The sequence below is a fragment of the Ferdinandcohnia salidurans genome (assembly GCF_042680725.1).
Taxonomy (GTDB): domain Bacteria; phylum Bacillota; class Bacilli; order Bacillales; family Bacillaceae_L; genus Ferdinandcohnia; species Ferdinandcohnia salidurans.
The window spans coordinates 72,335-93,167 of sequence record NZ_JBHUEK010000010.1; the positions used below are offsets into that span (position 1 = coordinate 72,335).

At 39.0% G+C, this 20,833-nt stretch carries 25 protein-coding genes, 1 tRNA gene and 1 other RNA gene; 19 read left to right on the top strand and 8 right to left on the bottom strand.

Annotated elements, in window-relative coordinates; genetic code table 11:
* Positions 1–69: 69 nt before the first annotated feature.
* The 6 genes from ACFSFW_RS07600 to ACFSFW_RS07625 all read left to right on the top strand — a co-directional run bounded on the left by ACFSFW_RS07600 (position 70) and on the right by ACFSFW_RS07625 (position 3,135).
* Positions 70–543, top strand: a complete 474-nt coding sequence (locus ACFSFW_RS07600; protein ID WP_388036794.1) for a hypothetical protein — start codon at positions 70–72, stop codon at positions 541–543.
* A gap of 9 nt (positions 544–552) precedes the next feature.
* Positions 553–1,077 (top strand): GNAT family N-acetyltransferase, encoded by a 525-nt coding sequence (locus ACFSFW_RS07605; protein WP_388036797.1) that lies wholly within the window; start codon positions 553–555, stop codon positions 1,075–1,077.
* Positions 1,078–1,087: 10 nt separating this feature from the next.
* On the top strand, positions 1,088–1,567 hold the full coding sequence (locus ACFSFW_RS07610; protein ID WP_388036798.1) for an SRPBCC family protein: 480 nt from the start codon (positions 1,088–1,090) through the stop codon (positions 1,565–1,567).
* Between the two features lie 156 nt (positions 1,568–1,723).
* Positions 1,724–2,125: a VOC family protein gene (locus ACFSFW_RS07615; RefSeq protein WP_388036801.1), complete on the top strand. Its 402-nt coding sequence runs from the start codon at positions 1,724–1,726 to the stop codon at positions 2,123–2,125.
* A 9-nt stretch (positions 2,126–2,134) separates the two neighbouring features.
* Positions 2,135–2,665, top strand: coding sequence for a cysteine hydrolase family protein (locus ACFSFW_RS07620; RefSeq protein ID WP_388036803.1), 531 nt, complete (start codon positions 2,135–2,137; stop codon positions 2,663–2,665).
* Positions 2,662–3,135, top strand: a complete 474-nt coding sequence (locus tag ACFSFW_RS07625) for a tetratricopeptide repeat protein (RefSeq protein WP_388036806.1) — start codon at positions 2,662–2,664, stop codon at positions 3,133–3,135. Before ACFSFW_RS07620 ends, ACFSFW_RS07625 begins: the two co-directional genes overlap by 4 nt.
* Positions 3,136–3,157: 22 nt before the next feature.
* Here the strand turns inward: ACFSFW_RS07625 and ACFSFW_RS07630 are convergent, their stop codons facing one another.
* A complete protein-coding gene (locus ACFSFW_RS07630) occupies positions 3,158–4,762 on the bottom strand; it encodes a ribonuclease J (protein ID WP_388037421.1) in 1,605 nt (534 codons plus the stop codon).
* Between the two features lie 170 nt (positions 4,763–4,932).
* Here ACFSFW_RS07630 and ACFSFW_RS07635 point away from each other — a divergent pair, with 170 nt between their 5' ends.
* The 5 genes from ACFSFW_RS07635 to ACFSFW_RS07655 all read left to right on the top strand — a co-directional run bounded on the left by ACFSFW_RS07635 (position 4,933) and on the right by ACFSFW_RS07655 (position 8,122).
* Positions 4,933–5,529, top strand: a complete 597-nt coding sequence (locus ACFSFW_RS07635; RefSeq protein ID WP_388036808.1) for a hypothetical protein — start codon at positions 4,933–4,935, stop codon at positions 5,527–5,529.
* Between the two features lie 199 nt (positions 5,530–5,728).
* A complete protein-coding gene (locus ACFSFW_RS07640) occupies positions 5,729–6,727 on the top strand; it encodes a nuclease-related domain-containing protein (RefSeq protein WP_388036811.1) in 999 nt (332 codons plus the stop codon).
* 188 nt (positions 6,728–6,915) lie between these two features.
* The gene (locus ACFSFW_RS07645) at positions 6,916–7,338 is read left to right on the top strand and encodes a DUF1801 domain-containing protein (protein WP_304216459.1); all 423 of its coding nucleotides are present in this window, start codon (positions 6,916–6,918) and stop codon (positions 7,336–7,338) included.
* Positions 7,339–7,432: 94 nt separating this feature from the next.
* Positions 7,433–7,807 carry a VOC family protein gene (locus ACFSFW_RS07650; protein WP_304216461.1) on the top strand — a complete coding sequence of 125 codons (375 nt, stop codon included), beginning with the start codon at positions 7,433–7,435 and terminating at the stop codon, positions 7,805–7,807.
* Positions 7,808–7,978: 171 nt separating this feature from the next.
* The gene (locus ACFSFW_RS07655) at positions 7,979–8,122 is read left to right on the top strand and encodes a hypothetical protein (RefSeq protein ID WP_304216463.1); all 144 of its coding nucleotides are present in this window, start codon (positions 7,979–7,981) and stop codon (positions 8,120–8,122) included.
* Between the two features lie 156 nt (positions 8,123–8,278).
* Here the strand turns inward: ACFSFW_RS07655 and ACFSFW_RS07660 are convergent.
* Positions 8,279–8,352, bottom strand: a tRNA-Arg gene (locus ACFSFW_RS07660).
* A gap of 120 nt (positions 8,353–8,472) precedes the next feature.
* Positions 8,473–8,667, bottom strand: a non-coding RNA gene (gene ssrS, locus ACFSFW_RS07665) — 6S RNA.
* Between the two features lie 237 nt (positions 8,668–8,904).
* Here ssrS and ACFSFW_RS07670 point away from each other — a divergent pair.
* Positions 8,905–9,912, top strand: a complete 1,008-nt coding sequence (locus tag ACFSFW_RS07670; protein ID WP_388036815.1) for a DUF3231 family protein — start codon at positions 8,905–8,907, stop codon at positions 9,910–9,912.
* Between the two features lie 41 nt (positions 9,913–9,953).
* On the opposite strand, the gene ACFSFW_RS07675 is transcribed toward ACFSFW_RS07670, so the two are convergent.
* Both ACFSFW_RS07675 and ACFSFW_RS07680 read right to left on the bottom strand, forming a co-directional pair.
* Positions 9,954–11,264, bottom strand: a complete 1,311-nt coding sequence (locus ACFSFW_RS07675; RefSeq protein ID WP_388036816.1) for a DUF4179 domain-containing protein — start codon at positions 11,262–11,264, stop codon at positions 9,954–9,956.
* Entirely contained in the window at positions 11,257–11,781 is a 525-nt protein-coding gene (locus ACFSFW_RS07680; protein WP_388036818.1) for a sigma-70 family RNA polymerase sigma factor, read from the bottom strand. The genes ACFSFW_RS07675 and ACFSFW_RS07680 overlap by 8 nt, the downstream gene beginning before the upstream one ends.
* A 134-nt stretch (positions 11,782–11,915) precedes the next feature.
* Here ACFSFW_RS07680 and ACFSFW_RS07685 point away from each other — a divergent pair, with 134 nt between their 5' ends.
* The 5 genes from ACFSFW_RS07685 (at position 11,916) to ACFSFW_RS07705 (ending at position 16,116) form a co-directional block, all read left to right on the top strand.
* Complete coding sequence (locus ACFSFW_RS07685) at positions 11,916–12,401, top strand: NUDIX domain-containing protein (RefSeq protein WP_388036821.1); 486 nt, start codon at positions 11,916–11,918, stop codon at positions 12,399–12,401.
* Positions 12,402–12,451: 50 nt separating this feature from the next.
* Entirely contained in the window at positions 12,452–13,306 is an 855-nt protein-coding gene (locus ACFSFW_RS07690) for an AraC family transcriptional regulator (RefSeq protein ID WP_388036824.1), read from the top strand.
* 439 nt (positions 13,307–13,745) lie between these two features.
* Complete coding sequence (locus ACFSFW_RS07695) at positions 13,746–14,129, top strand: VOC family protein (protein ID WP_304216475.1); 384 nt, start codon at positions 13,746–13,748, stop codon at positions 14,127–14,129.
* 34 nt (positions 14,130–14,163) lie between these two features.
* Positions 14,164–15,426 (top strand): MFS transporter, encoded by a 1,263-nt coding sequence (locus ACFSFW_RS07700; RefSeq protein WP_304216478.1) that lies wholly within the window; start codon positions 14,164–14,166, stop codon positions 15,424–15,426.
* A gap of 51 nt (positions 15,427–15,477) precedes the next feature.
* Positions 15,478–16,116, top strand: a complete 639-nt coding sequence (locus ACFSFW_RS07705) for a pyridoxamine 5'-phosphate oxidase family protein (protein ID WP_304216480.1) — start codon at positions 15,478–15,480, stop codon at positions 16,114–16,116.
* Positions 16,117–16,396: 280 nt separating this feature from the next.
* Here the strand turns inward: ACFSFW_RS07705 and spoIIP are convergent, their stop codons facing one another.
* The 3 genes from spoIIP to ACFSFW_RS07720 all read right to left on the bottom strand — a co-directional run bounded on the left by spoIIP (position 16,397) and on the right by ACFSFW_RS07720 (position 19,039).
* The gene (spoIIP, locus tag ACFSFW_RS07710; RefSeq protein WP_304216482.1) at positions 16,397–17,548 is read right to left on the bottom strand and encodes a stage II sporulation protein P; all 1,152 of its coding nucleotides are present in this window, start codon (positions 17,546–17,548) and stop codon (positions 16,397–16,399) included.
* Positions 17,549–17,680: 132 nt separating this feature from the next.
* A complete protein-coding gene (locus tag ACFSFW_RS07715) occupies positions 17,681–18,058 on the bottom strand; it encodes a VOC family protein (protein ID WP_099361497.1) in 378 nt (125 codons plus the stop codon).
* Positions 18,059–18,172: 114 nt separating this feature from the next.
* Positions 18,173–19,039 (bottom strand): YitT family protein, encoded by an 867-nt coding sequence (locus ACFSFW_RS07720; RefSeq protein ID WP_304216486.1) that lies wholly within the window; start codon positions 19,037–19,039, stop codon positions 18,173–18,175.
* Between the two features lie 143 nt (positions 19,040–19,182).
* Here ACFSFW_RS07720 and ACFSFW_RS07725 point away from each other — a divergent pair, with 143 nt between their 5' ends.
* Entirely contained in the window at positions 19,183–19,956 is a 774-nt protein-coding gene (locus tag ACFSFW_RS07725) for a class I SAM-dependent methyltransferase (protein WP_388036831.1), read from the top strand.
* Between the two features lie 73 nt (positions 19,957–20,029).
* Positions 20,030–20,833, top strand: a complete 804-nt coding sequence (locus ACFSFW_RS07730) for a GNAT family N-acetyltransferase (protein ID WP_388036834.1) — start codon at positions 20,030–20,032, stop codon at positions 20,831–20,833.

A 20,833-nucleotide genomic window follows, 5' to 3' on the forward strand; every position in this document is an offset into this window, starting at 1 on the left:
TCAAAATGTGTAACCTTTTTTTAGAATGTTTCGTCAGTTTAGTAAAAGCGCACAATTGGAGGACACATGATGAAAAAATGGATGCTAGTACTTTTAATAGGGATTTCAATTGCTCTTACAGGTTGCGGAGGTAGTAATGTAAGTAAACTGTCTGGAAGCAAACCACCTGAGACGAAGATTAAAATAGGAAATGAAACATATCCAACGAAACTAGGTACGTATTGCTGGAGCAGTACATTTAAAAGTGAGTGTGTTGACACAGCAGGGCCAGAAGCACTTTTAGAAGGAAATGATCCGGTCGTCGTACAGCCTGGTGAAGAAATTACATTCGTGATGGATTATGAACCAATGCCAAACGAGGTGCACGTAGCCTATTATAATGGTGACAAGGAAACAGAAGTAAAAGTAGAAAATCATCGTTTTACAGCACCCAAGGCAAAAGGGATATATTACTATTCCTATGGCGTTTGGTGGATGGATGAAAACGAAGAGAATGTATCAAACGGAGATGCATTTTACGCCTTTGCACTGGAAGTAAGATAGGAGGACATTATGAAAATAAGAAAAGCGGTTATAACTGATGCATCAGGTATCGCCAAGGTGCATGTCGACAGTTGGAGATCGACCTATTCAGGAATTGTTCCTGATGATTTTCTACAGCAATTATCTTATGAATCTAGGGAATTGATGTGGAAAAAGGGAATTCCTAACGGACATATATTTATAGCAGAAAATGAGCAAGGTGAAGTCGTAGGATTTTCATGTGGTGGGAAAGAACGGAGTGGGGAATACGAAAACTTTCATGGCGAGCTCTACGCCATTTATATTTTACAAGAATATCAAGGGCGAGGCTTGGGTAAAAAGTTAGTAGCCCCTGTTGTAAGACAACTTTTAGGTGAAAATATAACCACCATGCTAGTATTAGTATTGGGAGATAACAAATCCTGTCTATTTTACGAGGCGCTTGGAGCCATTAAACTTGATTCAGTGGAAATTGAGATCGGCGGGAAGAAACTGAAAGAAGCGGTTTACGGATGGGATGATCTAAAAACAAGCTTTGCAACGATAATAAAATAGGAGGCACAACATGCTAGCAACACTTGAAAAAAATGAATTAAATTACATAGCAACATTCGAACGTCATTTTCGTCACTCTGTTGAGGAGATATGGGCGATGCTAACAGAGAACGATAAACTCCAAACATGGTTTTCTGAATTAAAGGTTGATGGTCTTCATAAGGGTGGCCGTATCCTATTTGATATGGGAGATGGAACCTTTGAGGAAATGAATTTCACAGACTTTAGCGATCACTCTGTTTTGGAATATACATGGGGAGACGACAAAGTCCGCTTCGAGCTTACACCTAAGCAAAATGGTTGCAAACTTCTTTTAATTGAAACGATCACAAAGCTAACGGATCATACACCGAGAGACTTAGCTGGTTGGCATGTTTGTTTAGATGTCATCGGTGTATTACTAGATGGAAACCAAGTGGATGACCGTAAAAAGCTCTGGGAACCCTTGTATGAACAATACGTCCAAGCCATCGCTAACTTAACTAAATAAGATTAGACAAGAAGCCAGTCCAACAAAAGGATATGGCTTCTTTTTTGTTACTCTTCATGTTCTTGACTGGAAAATAATTCATAAAATTAAAAGGGAAATTAAGATAAAAATCGAATAAAGTACATTACAAATCCTGTAGGAAAAGGGGTAAATAAAATGTCACAAAAACTCATACGGGTCGGAACCACGTATCTACCTGTTTCTAACGTAGAGCGTTCAGCTAGCTGGTACACTGAAAAACTTGGAGCAACGCTAAACTATATGGATGAGGACAAAGCCATCATCGATTTGGCGAATCAAAGTTTTTTCCTTGTTGCAGCACGGGAAGGGCAATCCGCAAACTTCATTGATGCAAAGGGTCATGAACGCTTTTCACTAACTTTTGAGGTTGATGGTTTACAAGCATTAAAGAACTTACATAAAGAATTCAACGAACTTCAAATTACAGTCGGAGAAATCGAAGACCGTGGCCATGCAGGTAAGAACTTTGTATTTAGAGATCCAGACGGGAACCAATTTGACGTTTGGAGCGAACTCAGTCCAACATTTAAAAAGTGAGGGAAAGAAATGCAAGCATTACTAGTGATTGATGTCCAAAATGGAATAGTGAATTTTAAAGATTTTAGCGAGGAACTTCACAAAATTCAACAGATTATTCAAGATTTCAAAACGAAAAAACTACCGGTAATTATGGTACGTCATTTCGACAATGTTGAGGAAAGTCCGTTATATCGGGAAGCTGAGGGCTCTGAACTACATGAATCTGTAAGAGATTTTGCTGATTATATTGTTGAAAAAGAGACACCGAGTGCATTTTATAAAACAAATCTAGCAAATATTTTAGAGGAGCTCGGGGTAGAACACATATTTATTACTGGCTTTGAAACAGAGTTCTGTTGCATGTTTACCGCAATTTCGGGATATGACCGAGGCTATAAAGTAACCTTTATTGAAGATGCAACTGGAACCACGAACACTGAAGATACATATGAGATGAAAGGACTCGATATCAAGGACTTTGTGGGAACTGTCCTTAACTGGTCAAATGCTGTTGAGGTTCTTTATTATGATGAGTATAAGGAGACCTATCAAAAATGAAGCATGCTCTTCAACTTAGAAAAGACGGCCACCTTAAGGAATCAAATGAACGGTTATTGAGTTTGGTAAAAGAGTCCCCAGATGATCCTCAACTCAACTATCAGGTTGCCTGGAGTTTTGATGTGTTAGGCTTGGAATCGGAAGCAGTCCCTTTTTATGAAAAATCAATCGCACTAGGTTTAAAAGGTGAAGATTTAGAAGGGGCATTATTAGGTTTGGGCAGTACTTATCGGACCCTCGGAAAATATGAAAAGTCGGCAGAGACTTTAGTAAAAGGCATCGAGCTCTTTCCTGAAAATCATGCGATCAAGTCTTTTTACGCGATGACACTCTATAATCTTAATCGGCATCAGGAGGCGATGGAACTTCTATTAAAAGGTTTAGCCGTGACCTCGAATGACAAGAATATTCACCGATACAAACGTGCAATCGAATTTTACGCAGATAAGCTTGATGAAGTTTGGGATTAAAATAACCCTCCAAATCGGAGGGTTAGACTTCTATTATGAACGGTACAATCATCGGCTTTCGTTTCGTTTGTGCAAATAAATATTGCCCCACAGACTTTTTAATTTCTCTTTTCATCGCATTCCACTGGTACTTGTTTTCACTTTGAAGATCAAGAATCGCCTTTTTCACCAGTCGGTTGGTCTCCCGTAGAAGCTCTTCAGAGTCTCGATTGAACACAAAACCGCGCGTAATTGTATCCGGACCTGATATGATTTTTTGGTCTCGTTTACTGAGTGTAACAACAATGACGACCATGCCATCCTCAGACAGCTGCTTACGGTCGCGTAAAATAATATCGCCAACGTCACCGACACCAATGCCATCCACATACGTGTCTCCAGAAGGGATTTTCCGAGTTTGACGGGCCTCAGAATTTTGAACATCAACCACATCACCATTTTGAATAATAAAGGTATTCTCTGGATCCACTCCGACGGATGCTGCAAGCAATTTGTGCTGATGAAGCATTCGATATTCGCCGTGAATCGGAATAAAGTATCTCGGCTTCATTAAGGTCAGCATGAGCTTCAATTCCTCCTGATACCCGTGACCAGAAACATGCATTCCAGTAGCACTCCCACCGTATAAAACGACAGCTCCAAGCTGGAACAAATTATCAATAATGCGTGATACATTTTTTTCATTACCAGGAATCGGCCCCGCCGCTAGGATTACCGTGTCCTCAGGAAGGATTTGCACATCTCGGTAACTTGCATTCGAAAGGCGGGCGAGCGCAGCCATCGGTTCCCCCTGACTTCCGGTACATAAAATACAAACCTTCTCCGGTGCAAGATTGTTCACTTCTTTGGCATCAATCAGCATCCCATCCGGTAGGTTAAGATACCCGCGCTCGACCGCAACATCCACCACATTCACCATGCTTCTCCCAAGTAGCGCAAGCTTTCGGTTCGTCTTCATTGCCGCATCGACAACTTGCTGCACCCGACTAATATTCGAAGCAAATGTTGAAACAAACACCTTTCTTTTCGCTTTAAAAAAGGCTTCTTCAATACTGTTTCCAACCTTTAACTCGGTCGGTGTCGAACCAGGGCGCTCCGCATTCGTACTTTCAGATAGTAAAACGAGCACACCTTCACGACCAATTTCAGCCATCCGATGAATGTCTGAATGTTGATCATTCACAGGTGTCAAATCAAATTTGAAGTCCCCAGTATGTACGACCCTACCCTCAGGAGTGTCAAACACGATTCCGAGACAATCCGGTATACTATGATTTACTTTGAAAAAGGAAACCGAAACTTCACCGAACTCAAGCTTTGAATCAGCATCAATTGTTTTTAGCTCAGAGTCCGCAATAAGTCGATGCTCTGTTAGCTTTAATTCAATTAACCCAAGTGTAAAACGAGTCGCATAAATTGGTACATTGAGCTTTTTTAGAAAGTATGGAATCCCGCCAATGTGATCCTCGTGCCCATGCGTAACAAGGAGTCCGCGAATTTTTTCCCGATTTTCTTCTAAGTAAGTAAGGTCCGGGATAATTAAGTCGATGCCAAGCAGGCTCTCATCCGGAAACTTCCCCCCGCAGTCAATCACCAAAATATCATCATCATACTGGACCACATACATATTTTTCCCAATCTCATTAATCCCGCCAAGTGCAAAAATCGATAATCCGTTACTCAATACACACGCCTCCTACATCTTAAATCGTGTTCTTAGTTTGACCAGAGTTTATTGGATTTATTTACAAGGTGTTCCAAAATATGTTAATGTTGGTTTGTGAGGGGGTATTGAACGTGAAACGATTACCATTTGAACGACCAAACGTACACTATAATGAAAAACTTTTTGAAATAGATGAGCAAATTTGTGCTCTTTTAGAGAAGAGAAAGAACATCTCAAATGACAATCCAGGAATACCAAAGGAAGAAATGATTTCCAGGTGGGCGAAAAAATATGGATTCTACGAAGAATATTTGAATGCTGTTTTTGAATCATTTCGATCAGAAAAATACTTCAAACCTAGGGTAGAGCCCAAAGGTTTTAAAAAGCACCTACCGGTTTTAAAAGCTGTCGAAGTAAAAAATGTACTTTATACTGTCAATTTTATACGACAATACTCGAACGCAAGTGTCATCAATTTAAATATTGATTGGGATGCATCAGAAGAAATCGAAGAAACGTGGGTACACACATTTTGGGAATTAGAAATGGGGGACAAGTACGACTGCAGAACAGAGGGCGGTAGCGGCTCTGGAGGTCATGTTTCTTATAAGTTTGTTGTGTCACCACCACTACCCGACGAACTAAATGAGCTAGTCCTGCAGTTCAAAGGATATCTAACACCACATCGTGAAGCTCCAACTGGAGTAGAGTTTGAAATTGAATTATGAAATATATGTAAAGTATGAGTTCTAGCTAATAGCCATAAAAGAAAATAACGGCCATAAAACATTTTTATTGGCCGTATTTTTGTGCTAACGGCTATAAAAAGTTTAAAAGCCATAAATTGTCCTACGCTGAAAAATTTAAAAGGATATGTAGGGATTTTGTCGAAAAAAGTATTATCAAATTTTAAAGGAGTTAGATTAAATGAGAAAAAAAGAATTAGAAATCCCTTTACGCATTAGAAAACTTGAAGCCGAACTTAAAAGATTGCCGGAATCGCACCCAAAATATCAAGAAATTAGCGACGAATATGGCCGAAGGATGTCCGGCTACCGCGGTGAACAATCCTTAAAGTACTATTTGTCCTTTTTAAAAGAAAAAAACTACTCCATCTTCCACAACCTACGTCTTCCTGACATCTCCGGTGAGCACTATTTTGAAATAGATATACTTCTAATTAGCCCCAACTACCAACTAATCATCGATGCTAAAAATTATCGAGGGGAATTATATTTTGACGGTAAGTTTGACCAACTGATACAAACCTACAAAGATACGAAGAAACCATACCACTGCCCAGTTGCCCAAATCACCAGACAACAACTTCAGTTAAAAAGACTCCTCGAAACCTTCAAATTAACCAGCCCCCCAATTGAAACCTTAGTTGTCTTCACAAATCCCAATGCAATTATTGATGCCAGCATAGACTTTAAACATTTTTATAAAGTCATAAAAAGCCCTAGCTTTCTTACAAAAATAGAATTGTTTGAGAAGAGGAACAGACAAGAAGTATTGGATAAAAAGCAACTTCAAAAAGTGTCAAAACTGCTTTTAAAGAGTCATACCCCACATAATCATGACATACTCGCACAATTTGGGATAAAAAAACATGAACTCATTAATGGTGTGCGATGTCCTAAATGTGATTATCTCCCAATGACTCGAAAAGTTAGATCATGGTCTTGTCCTTCTTGCCACTATTCTTCGTCCAAACCTTATTACAATTCGTTAAACGAGTATATTCTGCTCTTCGGCAACACGATTACGAATCGCCAATTACGTGATTTTCTTGATATACAATCTATTTCTACAGCAAAACACATCTTAACCTCATTGAACCTACCCTATAGTGGTAGCTATAAAGATAGATCTTATACAATTACAGAGAAAGATTTACAATTAATGAATCATAATGAACAATAATAGGGTTTGTCCTGATTAATACTGTCACTAACCCGAAAATACTGTCACTATCTGAAATTTACTGTCACTATTTCAAAAATACTGTCACTAGCACTTTCAGAGCTCCAAAAAGCAGGATTCCTTGCCCAACGTCTCGAATGAATACAAAATGTCAATCCTACATACTATCAAGGAGGCCAAACTAAACCATGTACGAATTAAAAACAAAAGAGAATGACGCGAGTGTCATCGAATTTATTGAAAGTGTTGAGAGTCCGAAGAAGAAAGAGGATGCATACAAATTATTAGATATTTTCACAGAAGCGTCCGGATATCCGGCAAAAATGTGGGGGACGAGCATTATCGGCTTTGGTTCCTACCATTACAAATATGCGTCCGGTCATGAGGGAGATGCGCCACTTGTTGGATTCTCGCCACGTAAAGCAAAAATTAGTCTGTATTTTGCCACTGGCGATACAAAACGTGAGGAGTTGCTTGAAAAGTTTGGCAAGCACACAACTGGAAAAGCATGTGTCTACATTAACAAGATTGCGGATATTGATATTGACGTGCTCAAAGAGCTAATTACCCAATCGATCACATTTTTACAAGATATGTATCCTGAAAAATAAGATAAACTTATACAAATACATAAAATTTATCAAATATTGTTATCCCTCAATATGAAGTACGATAGAAGTAACACATATAAAAGAGGGGATAAAAATGACTTATACCATTAAGGCAATTGACCACATTCAGCTTGCTGCGCCAAAAGGCAGTGAAGACCAGGCACGCCACTTTTACTCAACCATTTTAGGCTGCAAAGAAGTCGAAAAGCCAGAGGCCCTTCGTAAAAACGGCGGTGTTTGGTTTGCATTTGGAACTGTGCAAATTCACATCGGTATCGAGGATCCTTTTGGACCCACCAAGAAGGCACATCCAGCTTTTGAAATCGAGAATCTTGACGCCCTAAAGCAGCACCTCCAAACCAACAATGTGGTGATAATTGATGACAACAACCTCCCAGGTGCAAACCGATTTTATGCGCATGACCCGTTTGGAAACCGTCTAGAATTCTTAGAATGGAACTTGAGTTGAACCCATGAAAATGCATTTGCCCAACCAATATCCAGCGTAAAGTAGACCTTGAGGTACGAGAAATATCGAATGAATCAGCTGTCCGAAACCACTGCAAATACATGAATGAACCACAAACTGATTGCCCACACTATGGCTAATGTAGAATTTTCCATAGTGGAGGTGGTTAGTTTGCCAAAGGATACGAAAAATGAAAGCATTGAACTTTTTTCAAATGATGCACTTCGCGGGAAGCCATATCTCGATATCGATCGCACAATTGTCGAGGGGGTTTCAGCGTATGTTAATAAAGAAACGAAAACAAAGGATGTATAGGGGCTTGAAGCCTCTTTTTTGTTTGTTGCCAATTCCCTCAACCAGAAGAACTTATGAAAACACTACCCCACATAAAGACGAAATTAATCCGCAACATTAAAAGAAGCATACGAGGAATAAAAAAAGGATGTCCATTGGACATCCTTATCGATTTAGCGTCCCAGATAGGAATCGAACCTACGACCTACAGCTTAGGAGGCTGTCGCTCTATCCTACTGAGCTACTGGGACATAATTATAAAATAATACTACAGAAATTAATTATAAAATTAATTGCCGAAAAAGGTCAAGACATTGAAACGACAAATAAAAAATCCACTCTCCTATTGGAAAATGGATTAGCATGAAATTGGAAAAGCCACAATTGCCGTAATACGCTAAGAAAGTTTAAAACCACCACTCCTCAAAGTGGGTGTTTGCAGAAACGTTCCTGTATGTCCTTCAAGTCGCCATGGACGAAGGCCTGCCATTCGAGCTTCAATGTTAAACTCCCTATTTCAGTTCAAAGGTTAAACTTTATTATGATTACGTACAATGTAGCTTGTATATGTATACTACATGATTGAAACGATGAAATCAAATGTAAAAAAAATCCAAAGTGTTGAATTTTGTCGTAGACTTTTTTAGTTAAAATCAAATGTTGTGTCAAACAGTAGTGAAACCAACAACATCTTTAGTAAATAGAAAGACTTTTTGTCGAAAAAAATTTTTCGAGCCTGTTATTTTGAATACATTCGCTCAGCTTGAAAATACTATATAAAAAAAGTGATGAGGAGTTATGCAATGAATCCAACTAATGAGCAACTTACTTCGGCAGAAATGGGTAAGCTGTGGGCGGTCTATATGGGGAACTCAATGGCCATTTGCGTGTTAACCTATTTTCAAAAACATTGCCAGGACCCTGATATTATGACCATTCTTAAAAAAGCAAAAGGCCTCAGTGAAAAAATAATTATGGAAATTACCAAGATATTCAATAAAGATCAATTTCCTATTCCAATTGGATTTGATGTAAAAAAAGATGTAAACATTGACGCCCCCAGATTATTTGCAGATGAATTTTACCTTCATTATTTAAAATATACTGCGAAAGCGGGGCTTAGTCTATACTCCACGGCAATTCCTATGATGATACGGAAAGACGTCAGAGAACTTGTTCGTGCTATTGATCAGGATACTATTCAATTTTTAGTTGATCTAAATGAAACCCTAGAGAAAAAAGGTTTTTTAACAAAACCACCAGCCATCCCAATCCCTAAGGAAGTAAGTTTTGTCGAAAAGCATAACTATCTAGCTGGATTTTTTGGTGAAGTAAGGCCACTACATGGTCTAGAAGTTGCCCACCTTCAAGATAATCTTGAAAACAATGTGGCAAGTAAAGGGCTATTGATTGGATTTAGCCAAGTAGCTGTTCATAAAAAAGTAAGAGAGTATATGAAACGCGGAGTGGAAATTACGCATGATCATATAAAAGATGCTACGGCAAAATTGCAAGAAAATAATCTACCTGGGCATCCATTACTTGATGACTTAGTGGAAGCTTCATCCATTCCTCCTTTTTCAGACAAGTTGATGGTCTTCCATAAGATTGATATGTTTTCAATGAAGATTCGGTCATATGCTAATGCTATGTCCACGAACGGTAGACGTGATCTTGGGTTGATGTATGGTAAGTTCATTATTGATGTAGGGAAATTTGCAGAAGATGGCGCAAACATCATGATCGAAGAACACTGGTTTGAAAAACCACCACATGCTATTGACAGGAAAGCTCTTTTAGATGAAAGATAAAAAAGAAAAAAAGTCAGGCAACCAAGGCCTGACTTTTTTATTTAAGGTAAGGTAATTTCAAATGCTTCAAATACGATAGGGGAAGGTATTTTTAAAGCCTTAAATTCTACATCCCTATCTTTTGTTGCTTTAAATTCCTGTTTAAATGAGTTTCCGTTCATTCGTACAGCTAAAGGATTTTCTGGGATGGATAAATCCTTACCATCCTTCGATTCTAACCAAGTACGATTCATCGTTAAGTTATCGTCAAACGGAAAATCACTTTCTAACTCAAAGTAAACAACCGTTTTATCTTCAAGAAATTCCACATCTGTTACTGTAATTTTTCCTACTTCGCCTTGATCAATTTCTAGTGGAAGTGTTTTGTTTAATGAAACGGATAGCTCCTCGACAGCTCCCGATTGATTTGGAATTTTATATGGAAGAATCGTTAAGCTTTTTGCTTCTTCTTTCATTGGCGTATAAAGATAGCGGTGATTCGCCACTTCAATTCCGTCGATCGTATCGCCATACGCGCTACCAGTAAGCGTTCGTAACATCCTACCCTGATCATCAATCATAGCAAAATGTAAATCCATATAAGGGTCAATTTTGGTATTATTCGGATCCGATTGTATTTGAATGGCCAAGTCTGTTCCTGCTGGGCCAAGCTTAACGGACTCTATAGTCACTTTCGCATCATATATGACGTTTGTTGTGTTAGGTCGAATAACGATTACTTCATTTGATTGCTTCACCGGAAATTCAAATTCCCAATTACCCGGCATTAGCCCTACGGCATCAATGATGATCTTCATATCAAATTCTTCCGGTAATTCTTCAGTAGGCGTAATATTCATGATCGCTTCATATTTTGACGGGGTAATGTATTTTCCAGAGCTACCCGAGCTAAAATTAATCTCTTTTCCGTTAACCAAAATAGTCGGGCGCTCGATATCGCCAATTGCAAGGAGCGATTCATGTGTAAGGCCAAAGGTTAAACGAGTGCCATCATAAAACATTTCATTCATGGTTAGTGTCACACCATTGTCTTTAGTTTTTTGATTAATTACTTGAGTGAGCCCACTTTTTCCGGCAATTTGCAGTCCTTCATCACCAGATTCATTGAAAAAAGTTCCGACTAAAGGAATTTCAGAAGCAACCTTAGCTAAAGTAGGAGATAAAGTAGCCGATCCTAAAAACAGGATAAACGCTGCAGCAACCGAACCGATTGTTGTTAGTACCATTTTTTTGCGTCTTGGTTTTTGTTTTCGATTTTCATTAATGGTCTGCTGAATAATAGTATCAAGTTTTTCAACGGGCACATGAATGTTTTCGAGTTCTTTATTAAATTCAGGAAAATATTTACTCATTCACAATGACCTCCTTTAATTGATCACGCAAGAGGGCGATCCCACGATGGATATTCGTTTTTACCGTTCCTTCTGGACACTCAAGAAATTCAGCGATTTGCTTTATTGTATAATCCTTGTAAAACCTTAAAATTAAAACAGTTTTATATTTTTCATCCAAACTTTTAATGGCGTCTAATAAATCAGACTCACTTTCGCGATTCATGTATGAGGGAGCCTTACTCTCAAGAATATCTCGTTCCATTGGAATGACTCTTTTTTTCTTACGAAGCTGGTCAATCGCGGTATTAATCAAAATTCGAGTAATCCAAGTTGAAAAATATGTATCATTTCGCAAATCTTTCAGAGAGGTAAGAGCCTTATAAACCGTTTCCTGAAACACCTCAAGTGCATCGACTTCGTTTTTCATATATAAATAGGCCATTTTATAAAGTTTCGTTTTTTCAGTATCAATTAATTCCTGTAAAGCACGATTATTACCCTTTTTTGCTTTCGCAACCAGTTTGCTAGTATTCAAATCCCTTCCTCCTTTCTTCTAATAGTTAGAGAAATTAGACATCCAAAACGTTTCAAATATATTAAAAGGATTTTAGTAGTTATTATCGAAATACATATAAATCTTATCATTTTTAAAAAGGGCGGAAGCAAAAAATGTCAGAAACACATGGCAACATTTTTAAGATTAGACAAGCGGTCGGAGCAATCGTTTATAAAGAAGATCACTATTTGCTCGTACATAAAACAAAAATAAATACTCAAACAGGTACAGAAAAAATAGATGGCGAATGGGATTTTGTTAAAGGAGGAATCGAAGAGAGTGATGAATCTCCAAGACATGCAATCCTCCGCGAACTGCAAGAAGAAACGGGCTCGACCGATTTTTCGATCATGAAGGAGTTTGATGAAAAAATTCACTTCGAGTTCCCTGAAAAAATGAAAAAGAAAATCGGATATGATCGCCAGGAAACTACGATGTTTTTAGTGGGATTCACAGGTTCCAAATGTGACTTAGCTCCAGTAGATGAAGAAATCGCAGACCTTCAATTTATTCCGGAAAATGAGGTCGCCGACAAACTCACTCACGAAGATACAAGAATCTTTTTTATAAAAAAACTGTCTCAACAAAGCACAAAATGACAGGATGGAAAAACGTGTGACAGATAGAATGAAGGTAAGGAGTGAGGGAAATGAGTTGGCTAGAATCATTACAGAACGCAATTGATTATATGGAGGACCATCTGCTTGTGGATGTCTCAATTGAAGAGATAGCGAGTCGTGCAAATGCATCACCGTTTCATTTTCAACGAACATTTTCGATTTTAACAGACATCACAGTGGGTGATTATCTCCGCCGACGCAGGTTAACGCTAGCAGCTGAAGAGCTATCGAGAACAGACACAAAGATTATTGATCTAGCCTACAAATATGGCTACGACACTCCCGAGGCTTTCACAAAAGCCTTTCGGAAACAACACGGTGTAACGCCAAGCGATGTCCGGAAGGGGATTGGAAAGCTGCAATCATATAGCCGCCTGGTCATCCAGGTGAGTCTGAAAGGAGCAGATCCAGTGAAGTATCGAATTGTTGAGAAGGAAGGATTTAAAGCAGTTGGGGTGAAACGAACGTTTTCATGTGTGAATGATGAGCATCTTAGTAAAATCCCGAAATTATGGGATGAAGTGAATTCCGATGGCACCTGCGATTCATTAATTCCACTGATGAATGGCGAAACGAACGGGATATTAGGAGTTTGCGTGAGTGAGCCAAATGCCAGAGCAATTGATTATTGGGTGACGGTGGAAAACAAGGATGGCGCTTCTGGAAAGTATGACATTTTAGACATACCAGCTTCAAAATGGGCCGTATTCGAGGTTCATGGTGCAATGCCACACGCGATGCAGGACGCATGGAAAAAAATCTACTCAGAATGGTTTCCATCAAGCGGGTATGCGTATGCAGGGACTGCTGAGTTCGAACTTTACCCAGACGGAAACGCATCAGACCCCAATTACTACTCAGAAATTTGGATACCCGTGAAGTAAAAAGAGAGCCCCAAGGAGATTCCTTGGGGCTTTGATGTGGGTGCGGGTTCGCTAGTGACAGTATTTTTCGGATAGTGACAGTATTTCAGAAATAGTGACAGTAAGTTAGCGATTAGTGACAGTATTTTTGAAATAGTGACAGTAACCAAAAGGTATAGGCCGAAATGTGAGAATGATTCCTGAAAAAAACATGTCATCGCAACCACTTATGGCTGATAATCCAAAAATATGGCTGATAAATAAAATTTACGGCCAATAAAAAGGGTTTATGGTCAATAAGTTGAACTTATGGCTAATAACTAAAAATCTCTCAATCATTGAGCCAAAACTGAATCCTTAACCCGCGACCAAATATAATTAGACAGAACTTTTCGAAAAACATATAATGGAAATATCTAAATACATATTATGAGTAAACATTTAATAAAGGAGGGGCGAAATGAACTTAACACATATCCGTCTGTTAGTAGATAACTATAAAGAATGCTTCTTATTTTACCGAGACGTACTAGGTTTTGAGGTTTCATGGGGTGATGAAACTTCCAATTATGCCGATTTTACGGGGATCGGAGGAGCAAAACTTGGTCTTTTTGAAAGAAAACAAATGGCGGCAGCGATCGATGCTGAATGTGAACCACTTGTTGAAAATCAGGACAAATCGACATTGATTTTTAAAGTGGACAGTGTCCACGATACATACGAAAAAATGAAAGATAAACTTGAGTTCATCACGACGCCGCATGAACAAGCGGATTGGATGCTGAAGGTTGCTCATTTTCGAGACCCAGCCGGAAACTTAATAGAAATCTATGAGAACCTTTAAAACCTCATTGTAAAAACAAGAAGGAGTGCTGACCATGCATTATGGCTGGGTTGTGGTTTGGATTACATTCGTTGCGGTATTGATTGCAGCAGGAATCCGCTCCATTACAGGTGTTATTTTAATTCCGCTTGAACAAGAGTTTGAGTGGAGCCGTTCGTCTATTTCATTTGCATTTGCTATTAATCTCATACTCTATGGAATTTCAGGTCCGTTCATTGCTGCGGGGCTTGAGAGATTAGGTGTTCGAAAAATCATGGCTTACTCGATGGTCCTGTTGGTCATTGGGTTAATTACAAGTCTTTATATGACACATATTTGGCAACTTCACCTCATTTGGGGAGTCATTATTGGAATAGGTTCAGGTGTTTTTCTATCAGTTCTTTCTGCAAATATCGCAACGATCTGGTTTGAAGAAAAGCGCGGAATGGTCTTGGGTCTACTTATGGCAGCGACTGCAGCGGGTCAAATGATCTTTTTACCGTTATTGTCATTCTTAACAGAGGAATTCTCCTGGAGAATGGGGATGACTGTATTCATTGGACTCGGCCTCCTAATAACTCCAATCATCTTCATTTGGATGAAGGATCATCCACGTGATAAGGGGCTTCTTCCTTACGGAGCGACCAAGGAAGAAGTGAAAAATGAAACGAAAAAGAATCCAATCACTTCTGCCTTCGAAGTGCTATGGATTGGAATGCGATCCGTACCGTTTTGGTTACTGTCAGGTAGTTTCTTCATTTGTGGCTTGTCAACTGCTGGGCTTTTAGGTACACATTTTATCCCAGCCTCAACCCACCATGGCATTCCAGAGGTTCACGCAGCGAGTATCTTCGCGTTCATGGGAGTTTTTAATATAATCGGAACGATGATTGCGGGCTGGTTATCTGATCGATTCGACAACCGCTGGCTCTTATTTTGGTTTTATGGTCTTCGAGGACTGTCGTTACTCGTGTTGCCGTACGCTCTGCAGATGCAGTCATATGTGATGCTTATCGCCTTTGCCGTGTTTTATGGATTAGACTGGATTGCTACGGTTCCGCCAACGGTTCGACTCGCAGCTGACTTTTTCGGAAAAGTAAATGGGCCAATTATTTATGGTTGGGTGTTTGCAGCCCACCAAATCGGATCTGGCGTAGCTGCGTATTTAGGTGGATATTTTTACGAGGTCTTCCATAGCTACACCATCACGTTTCTATCCGCAGGAGTCCTTTGTATCGTCGCAACCTTGTTTGTTTTAATCATAAAAAAACAAGCTGCGAACCTCTCGCAGGACCTTAGTGTCACAGCTGGTAAATAATCGGAAGGGGAAAATCTGGTTTTTACAACTAAAAAAGAAGGTGTGACTAAAATGAATAAAGGTAATCCATTTCTACAGAAAGTTGAAACGGAAGAAGAATTGCGCTCCATGCTGGGTACTCCAAGTGAGTTGGTCAAAAGAAAAGCTATTTCTTATCTTGATCAAAATTGTGTAGAATTCATTTCTAACTCACCGTTTCTTGTCATATCTACTTCCGATGAATCTGGCTTTTGTGACGTCTCTCCAAGGGGGGATCAAGCAGGTTTTGTCCAGGTGTTAAGCAAGAAATATTTACTCATACCCGAGAGACCTGGGAATAAGAGAATGGACTCACTTCGAAATATTTTAACGAATCCTAGGATAGGTCTACTTTTTATGATTCCAGGATTAGGCGAAACATTGAGAGTGAATGGAAAAGCAATGTTGGTCAAGGACGAGGAACTCTTAGAGAAAATGGCCGTTAATGGAAGGAAGCCGCTGATAGGCATAGGAGTAGAGGTAGAAGAGTGCTTCATCCATTGTGCCAAAGCCTTTATCCGATCAGGATTATGGAAGCCTGATTCTTGGCCGGATCAAACAAAGTTACCATCTCCAGCAAAAATGTTACTTGAACACACGAAACTCCCACATGCTACTGAAGAATCGATTCAGGGTAGCCTTGAAGAGAGCTATACGAAAAGACTTTATTAGGGTAGGGCGGATTACGGAGAACGTATGTAGGCGCGTTAATCTACGAAGGGTTAACGCGCCTATTTGTTAAAATAATAATTCCATTCCACCGCAGTAATATTGAATAAGACTAGTGTTTTAGCCCCGTTGTTTTTCATTCTCCACAATCGATTGTTTAATCAATGCTTTGCAACACATCACAATACCAGTGAAAAATGCCGCAATGGTGTAGCCAAAGGGTAAGTAAAAAAAGCAAAACAATGTTGAGACAAACAACCAAATGAGCCAAAAGAGTAACTCTTTATTCATTCGTTGCATTCACTTTCTCGGCATCGATGATCTGTTCACTGATTACTTTTGCGAGCGCCTCAACGGTATTTTTTATTTCTTTCATGTCATTATCGACCCCGCCGACCTCGATGAGAATGGAGTTTTCCGCTAAGTCTTGATTATACACTCCGTTTCCTTGGTCCAGTCCCTTTCCAACCACACCCCTGCTGATTCCCGGGAACTGTGCTTCGATAGACTTATCTAGAGACTCGGCTAAAGCTAAGCTACGTTCAAAATGACGACTCGCTTTTCCGACCACAAAAAATACTCTCGCATATGGTTTATTGTTGATGGTAACAGTCGTCACATCTTTTCGTACACTATCACGATGAATATCGATTAAAAAGTCAATGTCGGAGTCACTCGCCATTGCCGATTGGACGATCTCACGTGAGACTGCATAAGATTTAGTAGTGTTCCACCCTTTTTTCTTCAATTCTTGCCCAATATTTGTCTTATCAACAACCGCCCCAATTCCGTACTTATCTAACTCCTTCCCCAGAAGCTCGCCAACAACTGTGATGTTTGTTTTAGAATCAACCGCTTTATTCATATCTGGGTCATTTGTAAGTCCAAGGAGAGGTAAGTAAGATTCATAACTGTGAGAGTGGTAGATCAATACCTTTTTATCGGTGGCTAGATTTACGGGTGGTGTTTTGGGATCTTCCTTACTAAACTCCTCCAATTCCTTTTGAGCCATTTCTCTTTCTTGTAATAAGACATCTAAAGGTGGGGCCGATTCGTATGGGAGATTGGTGAAATCTGTCCCCTCCCCAGATACCAGGATTTCGGTATGATACAAGGATAATCCGGGTAGTTCATGACCGAAAAAGCTCCGTAAATCACCGTAGTTAAATTGAAATGTTGATTCTACTAAGATTTTTGTGAAAGATTCCTGTTCCACGGATAAAGATTGTCCAAAATAGACATTTTCAGATTCAAGTAATTTCACAAAAAACTCAGTTGGAAAGGTCCGAATGTTCACATCGATTTCGCGAAAATTAATCCAATCTTTTTTAATAGAGGATATGCTTGATGCAGCGGCAAAACAAATCAGTACCGTTAAGATAAACAAAAGGGCGATTCTTGAAATCAACATTTGCCCATATCCTGAATTTTCCATGATATCCGTCCTTTATTGCTTTTGGACATATATATATGAAAAGTAGTACCAAAATAGAATGTCTATTTTCCTTTGATAGATTTTGTTCAAATGAAGAAAGCATGGCGGACCATGCTTTCTATGTAAACCCTCTTATTTATCTTCTCGTAATAAATACTCATTTCCATCTTGATCGTAGAAGGTGAACATTGAGCCATACGGCATTTTTTGTAATTCCCCAACTTTTACTCCATTTGAATTCATTTTTTCATAAGCAGAGTCAATATCAACTGTGCTGAAAAGAATCGATGGATGAGAAACCTTTGATGGGTCATGCTGCTCCATAGCTGCCTTCGCATAGAGTACCAACGTTGTAAATTCGTTCTCACTTGGACCAACCTCAATCCAAGAGAATTCAGGTCCCATCGGTTGTTCAAACTTTAAAACAAAGCCAAGTTTGTTCACCCAGAAATCCTTTGCTTGTTCTTGATCTTCCACATAAACAGTTACCTTACCAATTTTATTAATCATCATTATCACCTATTTCTATAGTGTCATCATAAATTTTAACAAATTTACAAGTGAAAACGAAATTCTGGTATAACGAAAAAATACAGAGGCCACCCTAGCCTCTGCATTTACTATTTAATGTCCGCTGCCGTCTCCAAAGTTACTACCCGTCACATCGGCGATATTTTCAATCGCAATCAATGCACTTGGGTCCATTTCATGTGAAATTTCCTTTAGTGTGGAAAGCTCAATCCGGCTTACAATTGTATAAATAATTTTCCTAGGCTCATTTGTGTAGGCCCCTTCACCATGAATAAAGGTAATTCCACGACCCAGAACCTTGTTCAATTCATTAGCAAGCTCATCAGGCATATCAGAAATTATGGTTACTGATTTTAGTTCTTCCAAACCTTCAACCACAATATCAATCATTTTAAAAGCAATGTAATATGTGATAATCGAATACATGGCCGTTTCCCAGCTGAATACAAGTAAGGCAGCAAGGATGAAAATAAACACGTTCATGATCATTACAAATTGTCCAACTGATACTGGTCGCTTCTTACTTACGATGATGGCTAAAATCTCCGTGCCATCTAAAGCTCCACCAGTTCGAATGACCAATCCAACACCCGTTCCTAAAATAACCGCCCCAATAATCGTTGCTAGAAATAGATCATTTGTTACAGGTTCGAAATGATGCAAATAAGCAGTAAAGGCGGATAAAACGACAACGCCATATAACGTATGTAATGTAAATTTCATTCCCATTTTTCGATACCCAAGAAAAAGGAAGGGGATATTAAAAACAATCAAGAAGATACTCATTGGAACTCCCAATATCTTGGACGCAATGATGGAAAGACCGATAACCCCACCATCTAAAATATCATTTGGTACTAAAAATAGTTCCAACCCAAAGCCCGCGATTAGAGCCCCAATGGTAATCATAATAAGTTGTTTAATTTCTGTTAATACCCGTTTTTTCTTTGTTTTTCCCACAAAAACCATGCCTTTCACTATCAAAATAGAATTTACTTATTAATATTACCACAACTGACGGACATGCTTACAATTTTAGAAGGAAAATTATACCTTTATGTGGAAAATAACTATAAGTAATCATGATAAGTAAAGGAGCAAAAATGAACCCATTCGATAATTTTGAGGAATACAAAGATCCGGTCCTTTATGACCGAGAAAATGACCCTTTCCAAGATGATGTGGAATTTATAAAAAAATGGGCTAAAAAAGTTAACGGTCCAATCATTGATTTGGCTTGTGGAACAGGTCGAGCAACAATTCCCTTGGCAGAAGCGGGACATTCCCTTATTGGAGTAGACATAAATAATGGAATGCTTACTCAAGCAAAAAAGAAAACAGAACATACTGACCTAAACATTGAGTGGATTGAGCAAGATTGCACGAATCTCCAATTAGGTGTAAAAAGTCCACTCATTTTTATCGTAGGAAACTCTTTACAGCATTTTCTTACGAATGAAGAGCAGGATCAGCTTTTAACTTCCGTTCACAGCCACCTTGAAAAAGAGGGGATTTTCATCTTCGGCACGAGGTTCCCAAGTCTGGATGAATTACTTCAACCACCTACTGAGGAATATTGGCGAAGCTATAAGGATGAAACCGGAAAAACGGTAGATGTCTACATGATAAGTAACTATGACACACTTCAGCAGGTACAACACTACATCACCATTAGACGACAAAAGGATGACAGTGGGAAAACAGTTGGAGAACAGAAATCCAATATTAAATTGCGCTATGTATTCCCGCAAGAGATGAACCGTTTACTTAAACAAAATGGATTTGAGATCTTAGGAGTTTACAAGGATTGGAATGAATCGCTGTTAACACAAGACAGCCATCAAATGATTTATGTATGTAGAAAGGTGTCTGAATGAATAGAAATAATCACAGGGCTTACATTCATCACATTAGCAACTTTATAAGTTCATCAAAAAAGGAAGTGGGAAAGTGGTCGTAACGAAGCAATTTGCTCAAACCATAGAAACAGCTGAAGTAGAGGTATTGCAATCTAGACTAGCTGCTATACAAGCAATTGAAGGAAATCCGATGGGTGTAGAAGTGAAACAATTTGGAAGTGCAACAGCCTTTTCTGTTAAGAACATTCCAGGACCCTCATTCAACACAGTAAAAGGTTTATCTGATAGCGACGAGAAATACATAGAAGAGATCATTCACTTTTACAAACAGAAAGATATTCCTGTTCGATTCGAACTAACACCGGGACATGTTTCTTCGGATTTTCTCATGTTCCTGAGCAACAAAGGCTTTTATCAATCCGATTTTCACGCAACTCTTTACGCAGAACATCCTTCACATCAAGATACGGAAACTAATTCTAGTATCATTGTTCGCGAGTTAGATCATAATGAATTTGATTTGTTCGCCGAAATTTACACTAAGGGCTTTGGTATGCCGTCATTTTTAAAAGATGGGGTTGCACAGAATAACAAAATACTTTACGACAATGAAAATTGGACATTCTATCTTGCAACTATTGAAAATGAACCAGTGGGTATAGGAGTTTTATATACTCAGAATGGTATTGGAACTCTTGCTGCCGCAACGACCCTGCCGGAATTTCGTAATCATGGTATACAAACAGCATTAATTAAGAAGCGGATCCAAAAAGCACTAGAACAAGGATGTAGGTTAATTGTGGGTCAGGCAAAGTTTGGCTCAGTCAGTCAAAACAACATGGAACGAGCAGGTATGAGAATAGGGTATACAAAGGCTATTTGGGTGATGAAATAA